Genomic DNA, 18509 nt, shown 5'->3' on the forward strand with positions numbered 1-18509 from the left:
CATTTTTTGATAAAAATTAACGCGATTTTGGTTGAATCACCACCAGGTGCCGCTCCCCTTCCAGCTGAGGAACATGCAGCTCAATCACCTCGGCAATACCATACCCTTCCGGCAGGTTTTCCATTTCGTCTTTTTGCGCTAACCCTTTGAGTGCATAGAAGTGACCGTTCGCTGCCGGCAGATGATGGCACCAGCTCACCATATCATTGAGCGATGCGAAGGCGCGGCTTATCACACCGTCAAACGGCGGTTCGGCCGGGAAGGCTTCCACGCGGCTCTGCACCGGGGTGACATTATCCAGCTTCAGCTCATGCTGCACCTGACGCAGGAAGCGCACGCGCTTGCCGAGACTGTCGAGCAGGGTGAAATGCGACTCCGGGCGCACGATGGCCAGTGGAATGCCAGGGAGCCCCGGTCCGGTCCCGACATCGATAAAGCGCGAGCCCTGCAGATAAGGCGCCACGATGATGCTGTCGAGGATATGACGCACCAGCATCTCATTCGGATCGCGAACGGAGGTCAGGTTATAGGCTTTGTTCCACTTATCGAGCAGCCCGACGTAGGCCACCAGCTGGTTTTTCTGGTGATCGGTGAGCGAAATACCCGCTTCATCCAGCAGACGAGAAAGTTTGTTGAGCACAGTCTGTACCTTCAAAAAATAATGAGCCCGGAGGCGCTAACGCTTACCGGGCTATGAATGATAAAGGCGAACGCTGATTATGCAACAGTGAAATCAGCGCAGGCAGGCGGCCGCAATCAGGCGCTGCGGCGCAGCATCCCCTGCTTTTTCAGCCAAACCAACAAAATAGAGATCGCCGCCGGCGTGATCCCGGAAATGCGTGACGCCTGCCCTATCGACGACGGCTTATGGTCGTTCAGTTTGGCGATCACTTCGTTAGACAGCCCGGTGACCTGGCGGTAATCGAGCGTCGCCGGCAGCACGGTATTCTCATTACGCTGCTGTTTCTCGATCTCATCCTGCTGGCGAGCGATGTAACCTTCATACTTCACCTGGATCTCTACCTGCTCGGCCGCTTGTTGATCTTCCAGTCCCGGTGCGAACGGCGACAGCTGAATCAGTTGCTCGTAGGTCATTTCCGGACGACGCAGTAGATCTTCACCACTCGCTTCACGCGACAGCGGCGCCGTCAGGTGAGCATTCACTTCGGCGGCGCTCTCTGCCTGCGGGTTCACCCAGGTCGATTTCAGACGCTGACGTTCACGTTCAATGCTTTCCAGCTTTTCGTTGTACCGCGCCCAGCGTTCATCGTCCACCAGACCCAGCTCACGCCCCTGTTCGGTCAGGCGCAGGTCGGCGTTATCTTCGCGCAGCATCAGACGATATTCGGCACGGGAGGTAAACATGCGGTACGGTTCTTTGGTACCCAGGGTGCACAGGTCATCCACCAGCACGCCGAGATAAGCCTGATCGCGACGCGGCGCCCAGCCCTCTTTTTCCGCAGAGAAGCGGGCGGCGTTAAGACCGGCCAGCAGACCCTGAGCAGCGGCTTCTTCATAACCGGTGGTGCCGTTGATCTGTCCGGCAAAGAACAGACCCTGAATGAATTTGCTCTCGAGCGTTGGCTTCAGATCGCGTGGGTCGAAGAAATCGTACTCAATGGCGTAGCCAGGACGGACGATCCGCGCGTTCTCCATCCCCTGCATTGAGCGGACGATTTGCATTTGCACATCAAACGGCAGGCTGGTGGAGATACCGTTGGGATAAATTTCGTTTGAGGTCAGGCCTTCCGGTTCAAGGAAGATCTGGTGCTGATTGCGATCGGCAAAGCGCATGACTTTGTCTTCGATCGACGGACAATAGCGTGGCCCGATCCCTTCGATCACCCCAGCGTACATTGGGCTGCGATCGAGGTTATTACGGATCACGTCATGGGTTTTCTCGTTGGTGTGGGTGATATAGCAGGGCACCTGACGCGGATGCTGATCCACGGATCCCATGAACGAGAAGACCGGCATCGGGTTATCGCCGTGCTGTTGCGCCAGCACGCTGAAATCGATGGTGCGGGCGTCAATACGTGGCGGGGTACCGGTTTTCAGACGACTTACGCGCAGCGGCAGCTCACGCAGACGACGAGACAGCGGGATTGACGGCGGATCGCCGGCACGGCCGCCGCTGTAGTTGTCCAGACCAATATGAATTTTGCCATCGAGGAAGGTCCCGACGGTCAACACCACCGCTTTAGCGCGGAATTTGAGGCCCATCTGGGTGACGGCGCCCACGACGCGATCGTTTTCCACAATCAGATCTTCCACTGCCTGTTGGAAGATCATCAGGTTCGGCTGGTTCTCCAGCGCGGTGCGTACCGCCTGACGATACAGCACGCGGTCTGCCTGGGCGCGAGTGGCACGTACCGCGGGCCCTTTGCTGGCGTTTAGTATCCTAAACTGAATACCCGCCTGATCGATCGCGGTTGCCATCAATCCGCCGAGTGCGTCCACTTCTTTTACCAGGTGTCCTTTCCCAATGCCGCCAATCGCCGGGTTGCAGCTCATCTGCCCCAGCGTGTCGATATTGTGTGTCAAAAGCAGGGTTTGTTGGCCCATTCGCGCTGCGGCCATCGCGGCCTCAGTGCCTGCATGACCCCCGCCAATGATAATGACGTCAAAAGGATCCTGATAAAACATGGTGATCTGCCTCGCATAACGCGGTTTGAAAATGGATTGAAGCCCGGGCCGTGGATTCTACTCGGCTTTGGTCTTTTGAGAAAGACTCCGGGATCCTGAGTATTAAAAAGAAGATCTTTATATAGAGATCTGTTCTATTGTGATCTCTTATTAGGATCGACTCTCTTTGTGGATAAGTCGGATCCACGATGTAAGATCAAAAGCTTAAGAAGGATCACTATCTGTGAATGATCGGTGATCCTGGTCCGTATAAGCTGGGATCAAAATGAAGGGTTATACACAGCACAAAAACCATACGACGGTTATTCTTTGGATAACTACCGGTTGATCCAAGCTTTTAAGCATGGTTATCCACAGAAGATCCGACGATCTTTACAATTCTCAGAGCAAATTTTTCCAGGATCCCAGCCAGATTTCCGCTGGATCCTCCGGAATTTCATGTTCCAGTACGTTAATTTTCAGCGTTTCGCCGATCTGTTTTGCGCCGCTGGCCTTCAATGCTGCTTCTAATTTATCGATCGCCCCGCAGAAGGTGTCGTATTCGCGGCTGCCGATCCCGATGGCGCCAAAGCACACGGCGGAAAGATCGGCCTTCTGCTCCAGCAATGCGTCATAGAAGGGAACCAGGTTGTCGGGAATGTCGCCGGCGCCATGCGTTGAAGAGATAACTAACCAGATCCCTTCCGCCTGCAGATCGTCAACCAGCGGACCGTGCTGGATTTCAGTGCTATAGCCGGCTTCTTCCAGCTTTTCCGCCAGATGCTCTGCTACATATTCCGCACTGCCCAGGGTGCTGCCGCTGATAAGTGTAATGTCTGCCATGATCGCCGATCGCCCGCTCAACTGTTCAGAGTGGCGTATTGTACGCTGTGAGCGAGCTGGGATCTACCTGTGGAAAAATGTGGGATTAAAAAAAGCGATCAGGGCTTGATGGTACGCATGATCGGGTTCTGCAGCACGATCAGCGTCTCGGTGGACTGAATTTCATCAATTGTTTGGATCTTGTTGATAAGTACCTGCTGCAGGGCATCGATGGATTTACACATCACCTTAATAAAGATGCTGTAGTGGCCGGTGGTGTAATAAGCCTCGGTGACCTCCTCCAGGCTTTCCAGGCGGGCAAGGGCGGAAGGGTAGTCCTTGGCGCTCTTGAGAATAATGCCGATAAAGCAGCCGACATCATAGCCCAGCTGCTTGGGGCTGACGTCAATGCGCGCACCGGTAATGATACCCGCCTGTTTCATCTTTTCGACGCGCACATGAATGGTGCCCGGGCTGACGCTGAACTGTTTAGCCAGTTCGGCATAGGCGGTACGGGCGTTGGCCATCAGCGCATCGAGAATGCCGCGGTCCAGATTGTCGATCTGATAATTTTCCATATCTTTTTCTTATGAAGTTTGAGGGTTCTTGCTATTTTAGCTTCATATTTTGATGAATTAAAAGTCGATGCGGCTTTTTATTGATTGATTATTGTATTGCGGCCCTGTTTTGTTGCTTAATCAATGGCAACAGGACGCAGGAGTTATAAAAATGAAAACCGCATATATCGCAAAACAACGCCAGATCAGTTTCGTTAAATCCCACTTTTCCCGTCAGCTGGAAGAGAAGCTTGGCCTGATTGAAGTCCAGGCGCCAATCTTAAGCCGCGTGGGCGATGGGACGCAGGATAACTTGTCCGGCTGCGAGAAAGCGGTTCAGGTAAAAGTGAAAACACTGCCCGACGCCCAGTTCGAAGTGGTTCATTCGCTGGCGAAGTGGAAGCGTCAAACCCTGGGACAACACGACTTCAGCGCGGGCGAAGGGCTGTACACGCACATGAAGGCCCTTCGCCCCGATGAAGACCGTCTGACGCCTATCCATTCCGTTTATGTTGACCAGTGGGACTGGGAGCGCGTGATGGGCGATGAAGAGCGTCACGTCGGCACTCTGAAGGCAACCGTCGAGGCGATCTACGCCGGGATCAAAGCTACCGAGCTGGCGGTCAGCCAGGAATTTGGCCTGAAGCCTTTTCTGCCGGAACAGATCCATTTTGTTCACAGCCAGGAGCTGCTGAGCCGCTATCCCGATCTTGATGCCAAAGGCCGTGAGCGAGCCATTGCCAAAGAGTTGGGGGCCGTCTTCTTAATTGGTATCGGCGGCAAACTGTCTGACGGTAAGCGCCACGACGTGCGTGCGCCGGATTATGATGACTGGAGCACAGAGATTTCTGAAGGCTTTGCCGGTCTGAACGGCGATATCCTGGTGTGGAACCCGGTGCTGGAAGATGCTTTCGAGATCTCCTCAATGGGGATCCGCGTTGACGCCGAAGCGCTGAAGCGCCAGCTGGCCGTGACCGGCGATGAAGATCGCCTACAGCTTGAATGGCACCAGGCGCTGCTGCGCGGCGAGATGCCGCAGACTATCGGCGGCGGCATTGGCCAGTCTCGTCTGACGATGCTGCTGCTGCAGCTTGACCATATCGGCCAGGTACAGTGCGGCGTATGGCCGGCCCAGGTTCGCGAAAGCGTTTCCGCGCTGCTGTAATGAATTAGCGCCGCCAGCGTCGCAGCAGGCGGCTACGCAGCCCGGTATCAAAGCGCCAGATATGATCGAAGATGCGCATGATGCCGGGTTTGCCGTGTACCGACATCGCCACCGCGTGAAAACGGTGCTGGTGCTTACGCTGTAACTCCCCCACCTGAGCAATCACCTCATCCGGCAACCGCTGGGCGATAAAGTCAGAGATCACGACGGCATCCGCATCCACCCACTGCGGGTTTTGCAGACGTTCAATAATGGCGCGAAAACAGCTGGCCAGATCGGTACCGCCGCGAAAGCGCTGGCTTAAAAAGCGGATCGCCTGCTCCAGCCCGCGCTCGCTGGTCAGTTCGTAATGCACCACTTCGCTGGAGAACAGCATAATAAAGCAGCGACGGTTATCGGCCAGCGCGACGCGCATCAGGGCCAGACAAAAGGCCTTAGCGCACTGCTCGTTAAAACCGCCCATCGACCCTGACGTATCGACGCAGACAATAAAGGGCCCGCGCGGCTGTTCATCAAAATCCTGCCGTGTTACCGGGCGTTCGGTGATTTTCTCACGCCAGGCGTCGCCATGCAGCCGGTAGGTGAGCAGCTGTTTCTCCACCAGCTTGCGATAAAATTCAAACTCCAGCTCCGTGATGCCGAGCGTCGCCAGCTCCGGCGGCAGCAGGCGAAGAATGTCGTCACTCTGCTGGAGGCCGTCGACTTGCTCCGGTACTGTCGCCGGCTCGCGCACCAGGCTGCGAAAGGTTTCCATCGGGGCGTCTTTCTTCGGCACGGATTTCGCTTCCCGTGAACGTCCAAGCTGTTCCGCCAGCTGCAGCAGTTCCGGCTGCTGGTTGAGAAAATCGCCATAGCGCACGATCAGCTGATAGTCGCCGCGTTTGAGTTCGCCAGCGCTCATATCCCACAGACGCCCGGCGGCAGTGTCATTTTCCGCCAGTACCGGATCGAGCTGACCGCTGAGCGTCATTCGTTCCTGGACCTCACTGAGTAACTGATCGCGTTCTTCATCCAGCAACTGCTGGTTAAGGCTGGTGGCTTGCACCACCAGGCTCAGGCGCCAGCGCTGTAAAAACAGCGTATGCAGCGCCGGGGTAAAGGTGGCATTGTCATCCACCAGCTTCTGCGCCTGAGCGGCAAAAGGAGACTGTAGCTGGTGCAGTTTGCCGAGGATCTGCGGGAGCTGGACAATAAACTGCGAGGTAGAGAGTAGCTGAGCCTGCTGATAGGTTTGCACTTCGGCGTCCAGATCCGGCGGGACGTTAACTTCTTTCAAACGGGCGCGAACGGCTTCACGCCAGCGTGGAATATCCGCCGCGATGATGTTTTTCAGGCGGGGGAATTTCTCAAAGAACACCGCCAGCTGAGGAGAAGCCAGCAGCGCCAGCAGCATCTCCTCGATCATTCCCTCTTCGCTGACTGCCAGCATGACATTCAGCATATCGAGCGTCATGGCTGCTTCGCCTGTTTAATCTGCGCGCCGACGTCCTGCAGGCTGGCTTCGATTCTTCCCAGCCACTCGACCGGGATAAACAGACACTTTTGCTGCTCGCTGAAGCGGTTGTGTTGCTGGTGCCACTCATCATCGAGCACCTCCAGCTGTTGGCGAATTTCTGCCGGCATGTTCTCCTGCGATGCGCTACCGGGCAGCGCGAGGCGTGAGCCCTGCAGGCTGACGTCGCGGACGACCAGGTGCTGGCTGGTGTCGACATCCATATTGAGCAGTTGGGCAAAGCCGATCCCGTTGAGCTTACCGCGGATCTCACCGCCCTTTTCCAGCCAGTTGGCTAACGCCTCGCGTTCAAAAGTAATGTGGATCACTTCCATATCGTGAAGTTTGAGCGGCTGCTGCAGCAGCAGTGTCAGGGTGGTCCCCTGGATCTCCGCCGGCAATTCATAGTGCGGTTTGCGGCTAAACATCCCGCCAAGGCGGGTGACCTTCAACGCCGTTTTGTCGCTTTGCTGCTGTTGGATCTGAATGCGTCTCTGGACAATGGCCCCCAGCCGCGTCAGCATCGCCTGCTGTTGCCAGGCGTGACAGGTCATGAGCGTTTCCAGCTGCTGCGACATCAGGTTCATGCTCTCGACGTTGTGCCACAGACAATCTTTCAGCAGGATCAGATCTATCGGCGCGATGCTGTCGCGCCCGCTGAAGAAGGCGCTGGCCTGCAGCAGGCGAATGGCCTTTTTCCAGCGGCGATCCGAGACGTACGGCGCATTTGGCAGGGCATCCAGCTGCTGGCGGAGCTGGAATATCAGCTCAAACACCGCGTCTGGCAGTTTGATATTGCCGATCTGCTGCTGCCATTGGGTAAACTCTTCGTCGCTAACCTGCAGCGCGCTGGGCACTGGATTGATGTTTTCATCCTGCTGGCTGACCAGCATTGAACGGAAATTACCTTTATCCTGCACTTTATCAAGCCACAGACGGATCAGCATTCGGTCATACAGCGCTTCCAGACTGCTGTCGGCTTCGGGGAGTTCGTTCGACGCGGCCACCAGCAGGCGCATCGGGATTTTCTCTTCGTGCGCCCCATTGCGGAAGTGACGTTCGTTAATCGCCGTCAGCAGGGTGTTGAGGATCGCCGGACCCGCTTTCCATATTTCATCGAGAAAGACGATTTCGGCTTCCGGCAGGTAGCCGGCGGTTAAACGTTCGTAACGGCCTTCATCCTTCAGTGCCTGAATGGACAGTGGCCCAAAAACTTCTTCCGGGGTGGAGAAGCGGGTCATCAGGTATTCAAAAGCGCGCGCCTGCTGGAAGGCGAATTTGAGGCGGCGGGCAATCAGGCTTTTGGCGATCCCCGGTGGGCCGAGCAAAAAAACGCTCTCGCCGCTGAGCGCCGCCAGCAGGCAGAGGCGTATCGCGTGGCTGCGTTCAAAGAGTCCTTTTTCGAGTGCCGCGCTGAGCCGGGAAATTCTTTCAGCCAGTAAATGTGTTTGAGCCATAATTGAGTTGCGTGCTTTGTCATGTATCGTTATTGGGTCGAGTATAGATGTTAGAGCAGGGGCGGTAATAGCCTGAAGAATCGATTTATTTTTTTTGAGCCAGGTTAATATGGTGTCTGTTAGGGGTACGATTTCGCAAATAATCGTGCATACTGTGCGCTTTTTGTGGGCCAAGGGACTAGGCACACATTTGTTTTATAAACGAAAAGACTAGTCTATGAGCACTGATAATAAACAATCGTTGCCGGCATTAACGTTGGCGGCCATCGGCGTGGTGTACGGCGATATCGGTACCAGTCCACTGTATACCTTGCGCGAATGCCTGTCAGGTCAGTTTGGCTTTGGCGTTGAACGCGACGCCGTGTTTGGCTTTTTGTCGCTGATTTTCTGGCTGTTGATCTTTACCGTATCGATTAAATACATCACGTTCGTGATGCGGGCGGATAACGCCGGGGAAGGCGGGATCTTAACGCTGATGTCGCTGGCCGGACGTAATACCTCGGCCCGAATGACCTCCGTACTGGTGATCCTCGGCCTGATCGGCGGTAGCTTCTTCTATGGCGAAGTGGTGATTACGCCGGCGATTTCCGTTATGTCGGCGATAGAGGGGTTAGAAATTATCGCCCCGCAGCTTGATACCTGGATTGTCCCTATTTCCATTATCGTGCTGACCCTGTTGTTTGTGATCCAGAAGCACGGGACCGGCATGGTCGGTAAGCTGTTTGCGCCGATTATGCTGATCTGGTTCCTGTTGCTGGCGGTGCTCGGCGCGCGAAGCATTTACGCTAACCCGGAAGTTCTTCAGGCGCTAAACCCCTACTGGGCGGTGCATTTCTTCCTGCAGTACAAAACGGTTTCCTTTATTGCGCTCGGCGCGGTGGTGCTGTCGATTACCGGGGTGGAAGCGCTGTACGCCGATATGGGTCACTTCGGCAAACTGCCGATCCGCGTGGCCTGGTTCTCCGTCGTGCTGCCCTCGCTGGTGCTGAACTATTTTGGCCAGGGCGCGCTGCTGCTGAAGCACCCGGAAGCGATTAAAAACCCGTTCTTCCTGCTGGCGCCGGAGTGGGCGCTGATCCCGATGCTGATTATCGCCACGCTGGCGACGGTTATCGCCTCGCAGGCGGTGATCTCCGGGGTCTTCTCCCTGACCCGTCAGGCAGTGCGTCTGGGCTATCTGTCGCCGATGCGCATTATCCACACCTCGGAAATGGAGTCCGGACAGATTTACATCCCGTTCATTAACTGGCTGCTGTACGTTTCTGTGGTCATCGTTATTGTCAGCTTTGAGCATTCGTCTAATCTGGCGGCGGCGTATGGCATCGCGGTCACGGGCACCATGGTGCTGACCTCCATTCTGTCGGCAACGGTGGCGCGCAAAAACTGGCACTGGAATAAGCTGTTTGTCGGCCTGATGCTGGTGGCCTTCCTGTGTATCGATATTCCGCTGTTTTCGGCGAACCTCGATAAGATTGTCTCCGGCGGTTGGCTGCCGTTGTCCCTGGGGCTGGTGATGTTCACGGTGATGACCACCTGGAAGAGCGAACGTTTCCGCCTGCTGCGCCGAATGCACGAGCATGGCAATTCGCTGGAAGCGATGATCTCTTCGCTGGAGAAGTCACCGCCGGTGCGTGTGCCGGGTACCGCGGTGTATATGTCCCGCGCCCTGAACGTGATCCCGTTTGCCCTGCTGCATAACCTGAAGCACAACAAGGTGCTGCATGAGCGAGTAATCCTTCTGACTCTGCGCACCGAAGACGCGCCTTACGTGCATAACGTTCGCCGGGTGCAGATTGAGCAGCTGTCGCCGTCGTTCTGGCGGGTGGTGGCCAGCTACGGTTGGCGGGAAACGCCGAACGTTGAAGAGGTGTTCCATCGCTGTGGCCTGGAAGGACTCAGTTGCCGAATGATGGAGACCTCGTTCTTCATGTCGCATGAGTCGCTGATTATCGGCAAACGACCGTGGTATCTGCGCTTGCGCGGCAAGCTTTATCTGCTGCTGCAGCGTAACGCCCTGCGGGCGCCGGATCAGTTTGAAATCCCGCCAAACCGGGTTATCGAGCTCGGTACCCAGGTCGAAATCTGATGTCAAAAAAGCCCTTCCATTGCGAAGGGCTTTTTGTTTCTCACTCCGGCTGTCATCTCCTGTCGCTGTCTTGCGAAACGTTTCGATGGCGTTCACATTTCTCTCTTCTGGTGATGGTTTTCTGCTCACACATTGATAATAATTATTTTAGCGAAACGTTTCGCTAGTGGAGCAAAAGAGAAAAATGAAAAAAGGCACCGTACTTAACGCTGATATTTCCGCGGTCATTTCCCGCCTGGGCCACACCGATACGCTGGTGGTCTGCGATGCCGGATTACCGGTTCCCCGCAGCAGCACGCGCATTGATATGGCGCTGACTCAGGGCGTACCTTCCTTTATGCAGGTGCTGGAAGTGGTGACGACGGAAATGCAGGTTGAAGCGGCTGTTATCGCGGAAGAGATTAAAACCCATAATCCGCAGCTCCACGCGACGTTGCTCACTCACCTCGAGCAGCTGCAGCAGCACCAGGGAAATACCATTGAAATTCGTTACACCAGCCATGAGCAGTTCAAAAAACAAACCGCAGACAGTCAGGCGGTAATTCGCAGCGGGGAGTGTTCCCCGTTTGCGAATATCATTCTCTGTGCCGGCGTCACGTTCTGAGGTCGCCGCCATGGAAGCCTTATTGCAACTAAAAGGGATCGATAAAGCGTTCCCTGGCGTCAAGGCGCTCTCCGGCGCGGCGCTGAATGTCTATGCCGGTCGGGTGATGGCGCTGGTAGGGGAAAATGGCGCCGGCAAGTCCACCATGATGAAGGTGCTGACCGGGATCTACACCCGTGATGCCGGCTCTTTGCTGTGGTTAGGCAAAGAGACGACCTTTAACGGCCCCAAATCCTCCCAGGAAGCCGGGATCGGTATCATCCACCAGGAACTGAACCTGATCCCGCAATTGACGATTGCCGAGAACATCTTCCTTGGTCGCGAATTTGTTAACCGTTTTGGCAAAATCGACTGGAAGCAGATGTATGCCGAAGCCGACAAGCTGCTGGCAAAGCTGAATCTCCGCTTTAACAGCCAGAAGCTGGTGGGCGATCTGTCGATTGGCGATCAGCAAATGGTGGAGATCGCCAAAGTGCTGAGCTTTGAATCGAAAGTCATCATTATGGATGAACCGACCGATGCGCTGACCGATACCGAAACCGAATCGCTGTTCCGCGTCATCCGCGAACTGAAGTCGCAGGGGCGCGGCATCGTCTATATCTCCCACCGTATGAAAGAGATCTTCGAGATTTGCGACGACGTGACAGTCTTTCGTGACGGGCAGTTTATCGCCGAGCGCGAAGTGGCTTCGCTGGATGAGGACCGACTGATCGAGATGATGGTCGGCCGTAAGCTGGAAGATCAATATCCACATCTCGATAAGGCGCCGGGCGCGGTGCGCCTGAAGGTCGATAATCTCTGCGGCCCGGGCGTGGAAAACGTGACCTTTACCTTGCGCCAGGGGGAAATCCTGGGTGTCGCCGGGCTGATGGGCGCCGGACGGACCGAACTGATGAAAGTGCTGTACGGCGCGCTGCCGCGCAGCAGCGGCTCCGTGACGCTGGATGGCCATGAAGTGGTGACCCGCTCGCCGCAGGACGGTCTGGCGAACGGCATTGTCTATATCTCCGAAGATCGTAAGCGCGATGGCCTGGTTCTCGGGATGTCGGTAAAAGAAAATATGTCCCTGACGGCGCTACGCTACTTCAGCCGGGCGGGCGGCAGCCTTAAGCATAAAGATGAACAGCAGGCGGTCAGTGATTTCATTCGGCTGTTTAACGTCAAAACGCCGTCCATGGAGCAGGCAATCGGCCTGCTTTCCGGCGGCAACCAGCAAAAGGTCGCCATTGCCCGCGGGCTGATGACCCGGCCAAAGGTGCTGATCCTTGATGAACCGACCCGCGGCGTCGACGTCGGGGCGAAGAAAGAGATCTACCAGCTCATCAATCAGTTCAAAGCCGATGGCCTGAGCATCATTCTGGTCTCCTCTGAGATGCCGGAGGTGTTGGGCATGAGCGATCGCATCATTGTGATGCATGAAGGGCATCTCGGCGGTGAATTCACACGCGAGCAGGCCACCCAGGAAGTATTGATGGCTGCCGCTGTGGGCAAGCTTAACCGTGTGAATCAGGAGTAAGAAAGATGACAACCCAGGCTGTTACTGGTCGCCGTTATTTCACGAAAGCGTGGCTGATGGAGCAAAAATCGCTGATTGCCCTGCTGGTGCTGATCGCGGTGGTATCGACCATGAGCCCCAACTTTTTTACCGTCAATAACCTGTTCAATATCCTGCAACAGACCTCCGTTAACGCCATCATGGCGGTAGGGATGACGCTGGTTATACTGACCTCGGGGATCGACCTGTCCGTCGGCTCCCTGTTGGCGCTCACCGGTGCGGTGGCAGCGTCGATTGTTGGCATTGAGGTTAATGCGCTGGTGGCGGTCGCTGCTGCCCTCGCATTGGGTGCCGCGATCGGCGCAGTCACCGGGGTGATTGTGGCGAAAGGCCGCGTGCAGGCCTTCATCGCCACTCTGGTGATGATGCTGCTGCTGCGCGGCGTGACCATGGTGTACACCAACGGCAGTCCGATCAACACCGGCTTTAGCGATAACGCCGATCTGTTTGGCTGGTTTGGCATCGGGCGTCCGCTGGGGATCCCGACGCCGGTATGGATCATGGCGATTGTCTTCCTGGCGGCCTGGTACATGCTGCACCATACTCGCCTGGGCCGTTATATTTACGCGCTGGGCGGTAATGAAGCGGCGACGCGTCTGTCCGGGATTAGCGTCAATAAAGTCAAAATTATCGTCTACGCCTTGTGCGGGATGCTGGCGTCGCTGGCCGGGATCATCGAAGTGGCGCGTCTCTCTTCCGCGCAGCCGACGGCGGGGACGGGCTATGAGCTGGACGCCATTGCGGCGGTGGTGCTCGGTGGCACCAGCCTCGCGGGCGGCAAAGGACGCATTGTCGGCACGCTGATTGGCGCGCTGATCCTTGGCTTCCTGAATAATGGTCTTAATCTTTTAGGCGTTTCTTCCTATTACCAGATGATCGTTAAAGCGGTGGTGATTTTGCTGGCGGTACTGGTAGATAACAAAAAGCAGTAACTGAGAACTCTACAGGACATCTTAACTATGAATATGAAAAAACTGGCGACCCTGGTCTCTGCTGTTGCGCTAAGTGCGACCGTCAGCGCGAACGCGATGGCCAAAGACACCATCGCTCTGGTTATCTCTACCCTGAATAACCCGTTCTTCGTGTCGCTGAAAGACGGCGCGCAAAAAGAAGCTGACAAGCTGGGCTACAACCTGGTGGTGCTGGACTCCCAGAACAACCCGGCGAAAGAGCTGGCGAACGTCCAGGATTTGACGGTGCGCGGCGCCAAGCTGCTGCTGATCAACCCCACCGACTCTGATGCCGTCGGCAACGCCGTGAAGATGGCAAACCAGGCGAAAATCCCGGTCATCACCCTTGACCGTCAGGCCACAAAAGGCGATGTCGTGAGCCACATTGCGTCTGACAACGTGCAGGGCGGAAAAATGGCTGGCGATTACATCGCGAAAAAAGTGGGTGAAAGTGCGAAAGTCATTGAGCTGCAGGGCATTGCCGGGACTTCTGCGGCGCGCGAGCGCGGCGAAGGCTTTAAACAGGCCGTGGCGGCGCACAAGTTTAACGTCCTGGCCAGCCAACCAGCCGATTTCGACCGTACCAAAGGGCTGAACGTGATGCAGAACCTGCTGACCGCGCATCCTGACGTGCAGGCGGTATTCGCGCAAAATGATGAAATGGCGCTGGGCGCCCTGCGCGCGCTGCAGACCGCAGGCAAGTCCGATGTGATGGTGGTTGGATTTGACGGCACTCCGGATGGCGAAAAAGCAGTAAACAGTGGCAAACTGGCGGCGACCGTCGCACAGTTGCCGGAGCAGATCGGCGCGAAAGGCGTTGAGACGGCTGATAAGGTACTGAAGGGCGAAAAAGTGGAAGCTAACTACCCGGTTGAGCTGAAGCTGGTCGTTAAGCAGTAAAATGCGATTCGGACTGGCAACGGTCCGAGGGACAATATAAAAAAAGAAAAGCAGGGCATGCGCCACCGGATCCCGGTGGCGCGCTTTCCCGGGAACAGAAATGATGAAAACTGCAGGCAAACTTGTCGTCCTTGGCAGTATCAATGCCGATCACATTCTTAACCTTGACGCTTTCCCGACGCCGGGTGAAACCGTCACCGGCAACCATTATCAGGTGGCTTTCGGTGGTAAAGGGGCCAACCAGGCGGTCGCCGCCGGGCGCAGCGGAGCGGATATCGCGTTTATCGCCTGCACCGGCGATGACGACATCGGTGAACGCATCCGCCGCCAGCTGGCGAGCGATAAAATCGACGTGGCGCCTGTGCGCGCAGTCGCCGGGGAAGCGACCGGCGTGGCGTTAATATTCGTTAACGCCGAAGGTGAGAATGTCATCGGTATTCATGCCGGCGCCAATGCGGCGCTTTCCGTCTCCCAGGTTGAGGCGGAAAAGGAACGTATCGCCAGCGCACAGGCGCTGTTAATGCAGCTGGAGTCGCCGCTGGAGAGCGTGTTGGCGGCGGCGAAAATCGCCCATCGCCATCAGACCACCGTGGTGCTTAATCCCGCGCCAGCGCGTGAACTGTCCGATGAACTGCTGGCGCTGGTGGATATCATTACCCCCAACGAAACCGAAGCGGAAAAGCTGACCGGTATTCGCGTTGAGAGCGACGAGGATGCGGCAAAAGCCGCCGACGTGCTGCATGCCAAAGGCATTGGTACGGTGATGATCACCCTCGGCAGCCGCGGCGTCTGGCTCAGTGCCGAAGGCGAAAGTCGTCGGATCCCGGGTTTTCGTGTGCAGGCCATTGATACTATCGCTGCCGGCGATACCTTTAACGGCGCGCTGGTAACCGCGTTGCTGGAAGGGACTTCCCTGCCGGAAGCGATCCGTTTTGCGCATGCCGCGGCGGCGATCGCCGTGACCCGCAAAGGCGCGCAGCCATCCGTGCCGTGGCGCACAGAGATTGATGAATTTTTAGCGCAACAGGGGTAATGCTTGGCTACGATGAAAGATGTGGCCCGCGTCGCGGGCGTTTCCACATCGACGGTGTCACACGTCATCAATAAGGACCGCTTTGTCAGTGAGGCGATTACCGCCAAAGTAGACGCTGCGATCAAAAGCCTCAACTACGCCCCCTCTGCGCTGGCGCGTAGCCTTAAGCTTAATCAAACCCGTACCATCGGCATGCTCATCACTGCCAGTACCAATCCGTTTTATTCGGAGCTGGTGCGGGGCGTGGAGCGCAGCTGTTTTGAGCGGGGTTATAGCCTCGTACTCTGTAATACGGAAGGTGATGAGCAGCGAATGAATCGTAATCTGGAGACGCTAATGCAAAAACGCGTCGATGGACTACTGCTGCTGTGCACGGAGACCCATCAGCCCTCTCCGGAAATTATGCAGCGCTATCCATCGGTACCGACGGTCATGATGGACTGGGCTCCCTTTGATGGCGATAGCGATCTGATTCAGGATAACTCGCTGCTTGGTGGCGATATGGCGACCCAGTATCTGATTGACCAGGGGCATTCGCGCATTGCCTGTATTGCCGGCCCGCTGGATAAAACCCCGGCGCGTCTGCGCCTTGAAGGTTACCATGCTGCGATGGCGCGCTGCGGCCTGCCGGTTGCCGACGGATACGTGGTGACCAGTGATTTTGAGTTTGGCGGCGGGTTTAGCGCGATGCAGCAGCTGCTGGCTTTGCCGCAGCGGCCGCAGGCGGTATTTGTCGGCAACGATGCCATGGCGGTTGGCGCTTATCAGGCGTTGTACCAGGCCGGTTTGCACATTCCGCAGGACATGGCGCTGGTGGGCTACGATGATATTGAGCTCGCACGCTATATGACACCGCCGTTGACCACCATTCACCAGCCAAAAGATGAGCTGGGAGAACTGGCCATCGATGTGCTGATCCATCGAATGGCCGATCCGCAGCAAAAGCAGCAACGCGTTCAGTTAACGCCGGAGCTGGTGGTTCGTGGCTCCGCTTAGCGTTTGTGCCGCTCGCTAATCAGATTACGGCCATCTTTCGCTCTTAACAGCATAAACATCAGCGCCGACACGATGGTGATCACGCCCATGGTTATAAAGGTGTAGTGAAACTGCTGTACCGTGCTGGCATTGTCAAAACCTTCATAGAAGCGCAGCACCGCAGCGCTGATGGCCACCCCGAGACTGATTGAAAGCTGCTGGGTCACCGCCAGCAGGCTGTTACCGCTGCTGGCATTGTCATCCGTCAGATCGGCCAGCGTAATGGTATTCATCGAGGTGAACTGCGTGGACATCGCCATCCCCAGCACAAACAGTGGCAGAAGAAGCATCCACAGCGGCATCTCTGGCGACTGCAGCGAGAACTGGGCAATCATGAGGCCAATAAATACCGTGATCCCCACCAGGGTCTTACGATAGCCAAACCAGCGCAGCACCTGGGTAACGGTAGATTTCGCAATAATGGAGCCGATAGCGGTAGGGGCAATCATACAGCCGGCGATAATGGCCGGATAGCCGAAGCCAACCTGCAGCATCAGCGGCATCAGAAATGGCACACAGCCGGTACCCAAACGCGTGGCAAGGTTGCCAGCAATGCCGACTGAGAAAGTATGCGTCTTAAATAAAGAGAGCGAGATAAGCGGCGCCGGATGGCGGCGCGCGTGGCGAACATAGGCCACGAGCAGTAACAGACTGACGGCAATCACGGCCAGCGCCAGCCATGTCGCCACGATTTTTTCTCCAAACAGTTCAATACCGCTGGAAAACAGTACCAGGCTTAAGCCAAATAACAGAAAACCGGTTATATCGAAGCGCCTGCGCGGCGTCGTGAAATTTGGCATGAATTTGCGGGCATACAGAATGCCAATCACCCCGATGGGAATGTTTATCAGGAAAATCCAATGCCAGCTGGCCCAGGTGACAAACACCCCGCCGAGCACCGGGCCCAGTATCGGCCCCACCAGACCTGGCATGGTCACAAAGTTCAGTACCGGAAGCAGCTCGCTGCGGGGATAGGCGCGCAGCAGCGCCAGCCTCGCCACCGGCATCATCATCGCCCCGCCGATCCCCTGAATCACCCGAAAAATGACCAGCTCCATTAATGAGCTGGAGAGCGCGCAGGCGAGAGACCCCAAAGTGAACAAGCTAACAGCGATGATAAAGACCCGGCGCGTGCCGAAGCGATCGGCCAGCCAGCCGCTGACCGGGATCAGCATCGCTACCGTCAGCGTATAGCTGATAATGGCCGACTGCATCGCTAAGGGAGAACGATTAAGACTGTGGGCAATAGCCGGGAGGGCGGTGTTAAGAATGGTGGCATCCAGCGCCTGCATAAAGAAGGCCATCGCCGCGATCCACGGCAGGCCGGCCATGCTGCGCCCTTTTTTTCTGCTCATGCCAATTCCTTGTTATTGATTTACGGGGTGAGGGGCGTTCAACAACGCCTGGCAGGCGAGCAAGGCACCTGGCGCATCACTGTTGAGAATGGCATCGACAATCGCCTGGTGGAGATCCAGCTTCACTACTTCATTTTGCGTAATCGACGTGAAGTAGGTGTGGTAGACGGAATGAAATAAAGAAGCGAATGAGCTGAGGAAAGGATTACCGCTCATTTCATAGATATGTTCATGCCAGGCCATATCGACCTCTATCCAGCGATCGCGCTGAAAATGACGTTTCAAGGCAATCATCTCTTCCATTAAAGTATTGAGCTGCGCTTTTTGTTCTGCGGTGCCGTTAGCGGCAGCGAGAAAACAGGCCTGGGGCTCCAGGCTGCTGCGCATGACGAGAAAGTGGCTCACCACTTCTTCGAAGTTATCTTCTGTTAGCCACCAGGACAGGAGTTCCTTATCCAGAAAGTTCCAGCTGCTGCGCGGCATCACCCGGGTGCCAATGCGAGGGCGAGGCAGCAACATGCCTTTTGCCGTTAGCGTCTTCACCGCTTCACGGACGGCGGTACGGCTCACACCGAACTGCTCCCCCAACTCCATCTCGCCGGGAAGAATGCTTTCCGGCTGATATTCGCCAGTCAGTATTTTTTGGGCGAGCTTCTCGGCCAGTACCCAGGAGATGTTCTTTTGTGCCGCCAGTTGCTGTGCGCTTAAAGACATAAATGCCGTTCCTTTCTTTTCTTTACTCTAACAGTATGCCACCAGGCGTCCCGTTTCGTCGGTTAAAACAGCAAAACGGCGGTTTTTTGCGACATTCCTCGCCGCATTGTTGAAAAAAGAGACGGTTGAAAAGTTTTTTTGAATTTCCCCTTGTCACCT

At 56.1% G+C, this 18509-nt stretch carries 16 protein-coding genes; 8 read left to right on the forward strand and 8 right to left on the reverse strand.

The genetic code is table 11. From position 1 onward, the window contains the following. Window positions 1-16 precede the first annotated feature (16 nt). From rsmG to asnC, 4 genes are all read right to left on the reverse strand, one after another. Complete coding sequence (gene rsmG / locus HMPREF3096_RS04165) at window positions 17-640, reverse strand: 16S rRNA (guanine(527)-N(7))-methyltransferase RsmG (RefSeq protein ID WP_008806718.1); 624 nt, start codon at window positions 638-640, stop codon at window positions 17-19. A 116-nt stretch (window positions 641-756) separates the two neighbouring features. Then, window positions 757-2646: a tRNA uridine-5-carboxymethylaminomethyl(34) synthesis enzyme MnmG gene (gene mnmG, locus HMPREF3096_RS04170; protein ID WP_008806717.1), complete on the reverse strand. Its 1890-nt coding sequence runs from the start codon at window positions 2644-2646 to the stop codon at window positions 757-759. 381 nt (window positions 2647-3027) lie between these two features. Then, a complete protein-coding gene (gene mioC, locus HMPREF3096_RS04175; RefSeq protein WP_032731531.1) occupies window positions 3028-3468 on the reverse strand; it encodes an FMN-binding protein MioC in 441 nt (146 codons plus the stop codon). 98 nt (window positions 3469-3566) lie between these two features. Further along, window positions 3567-4025 (reverse strand): transcriptional regulator AsnC, encoded by a 459-nt coding sequence (gene asnC / locus HMPREF3096_RS04180; protein WP_002882510.1) that lies wholly within the window; start codon window positions 4023-4025, stop codon window positions 3567-3569. A gap of 151 nt (window positions 4026-4176) precedes the next feature. Here asnC and asnA point away from each other — a divergent pair, with 151 nt between their 5' ends. Beyond that, a complete protein-coding gene (asnA, locus tag HMPREF3096_RS04185) occupies window positions 4177-5169 on the forward strand; it encodes an aspartate--ammonia ligase (RefSeq protein ID WP_008806715.1) in 993 nt (330 codons plus the stop codon). Window positions 5170-5173: 4 nt separating this feature from the next. On the opposite strand, the gene viaA is transcribed toward asnA, so the two are convergent. Beyond that, on the reverse strand, window positions 5174-6622 hold the full coding sequence (viaA, locus tag HMPREF3096_RS04190) for an ATPase RavA stimulator ViaA (RefSeq protein ID WP_008806714.1): 1449 nt from the start codon (window positions 6620-6622) through the stop codon (window positions 5174-5176). Beyond that, window positions 6619-8118, reverse strand: a complete 1500-nt coding sequence (gene ravA / locus HMPREF3096_RS04195) for an ATPase RavA (RefSeq protein WP_032731532.1) — start codon at window positions 8116-8118, stop codon at window positions 6619-6621. Before ravA ends, viaA begins: the two co-directional genes overlap by 4 nt. Before the next feature lie 217 nt (window positions 8119-8335). On the opposite strand from ravA, the gene kup reads away from it, so the two are divergent. From kup to rbsR, 7 genes are all read left to right on the forward strand, one after another. Next, window positions 8336-10204, forward strand: coding sequence for a low affinity potassium transporter Kup (gene kup, locus HMPREF3096_RS04200; RefSeq protein ID WP_008806712.1), 1869 nt, complete (start codon window positions 8336-8338; stop codon window positions 10202-10204). A gap of 184 nt (window positions 10205-10388) precedes the next feature. Then, window positions 10389-10808, forward strand: coding sequence for a D-ribose pyranase (rbsD, locus tag HMPREF3096_RS04205; RefSeq protein WP_002882527.1), 420 nt, complete (start codon window positions 10389-10391; stop codon window positions 10806-10808). A gap of 10 nt (window positions 10809-10818) precedes the next feature. Beyond that, entirely contained in the window at window positions 10819-12324 is a 1506-nt protein-coding gene (gene rbsA / locus HMPREF3096_RS04210) for a ribose ABC transporter ATP-binding protein RbsA (protein WP_012543297.1), read from the forward strand. Between the two features lie 5 nt (window positions 12325-12329). After that, window positions 12330-13295 (forward strand): ribose ABC transporter permease, encoded by a 966-nt coding sequence (gene rbsC / locus HMPREF3096_RS04215; protein WP_008806709.1) that lies wholly within the window; start codon window positions 12330-12332, stop codon window positions 13293-13295. Between the two features lie 27 nt (window positions 13296-13322). After that, a complete protein-coding gene (rbsB, locus tag HMPREF3096_RS04220) occupies window positions 13323-14213 on the forward strand; it encodes a ribose ABC transporter substrate-binding protein RbsB (RefSeq protein ID WP_012969238.1) in 891 nt (296 codons plus the stop codon). Window positions 14214-14313: 100 nt separating this feature from the next. Further along, complete coding sequence (gene rbsK, locus HMPREF3096_RS04225; protein ID WP_008806707.1) at window positions 14314-15246, forward strand: ribokinase; 933 nt, start codon at window positions 14314-14316, stop codon at window positions 15244-15246. 3 nt (window positions 15247-15249) lie between these two features. Next, window positions 15250-16242 carry a ribose operon transcriptional repressor RbsR gene (gene rbsR, locus HMPREF3096_RS04230; protein WP_012543295.1) on the forward strand — a complete coding sequence of 331 codons (993 nt, stop codon included), beginning with the start codon at window positions 15250-15252 and terminating at the stop codon, window positions 16240-16242. Here rbsR and mdtD read toward each other — a convergent pair. Together mdtD and HMPREF3096_RS04240 are read right to left on the reverse strand one after the other, a co-directional pair. Then, complete coding sequence (gene mdtD, locus HMPREF3096_RS04235; protein WP_008806705.1) at window positions 16239-17636, reverse strand: multidrug transporter subunit MdtD; 1398 nt, start codon at window positions 17634-17636, stop codon at window positions 16239-16241. The two genes, rbsR and mdtD, sit on opposite strands and share 4 nt — an antisense overlap. Window positions 17637-17648: 12 nt before the next feature. Then, window positions 17649-18350 (reverse strand): FadR/GntR family transcriptional regulator, encoded by a 702-nt coding sequence (locus HMPREF3096_RS04240; protein WP_008806704.1) that lies wholly within the window; start codon window positions 18348-18350, stop codon window positions 17649-17651. Between the last annotated feature and the right edge of the window lie 159 nt (window positions 18351-18509).

Origin of the sequence: Klebsiella sp. HMSC25G12, assembly GCF_001807705.1 — a bacterium.
Taxonomy (GTDB): domain Bacteria; phylum Pseudomonadota; class Gammaproteobacteria; order Enterobacterales; family Enterobacteriaceae; genus Klebsiella; species Klebsiella variicola.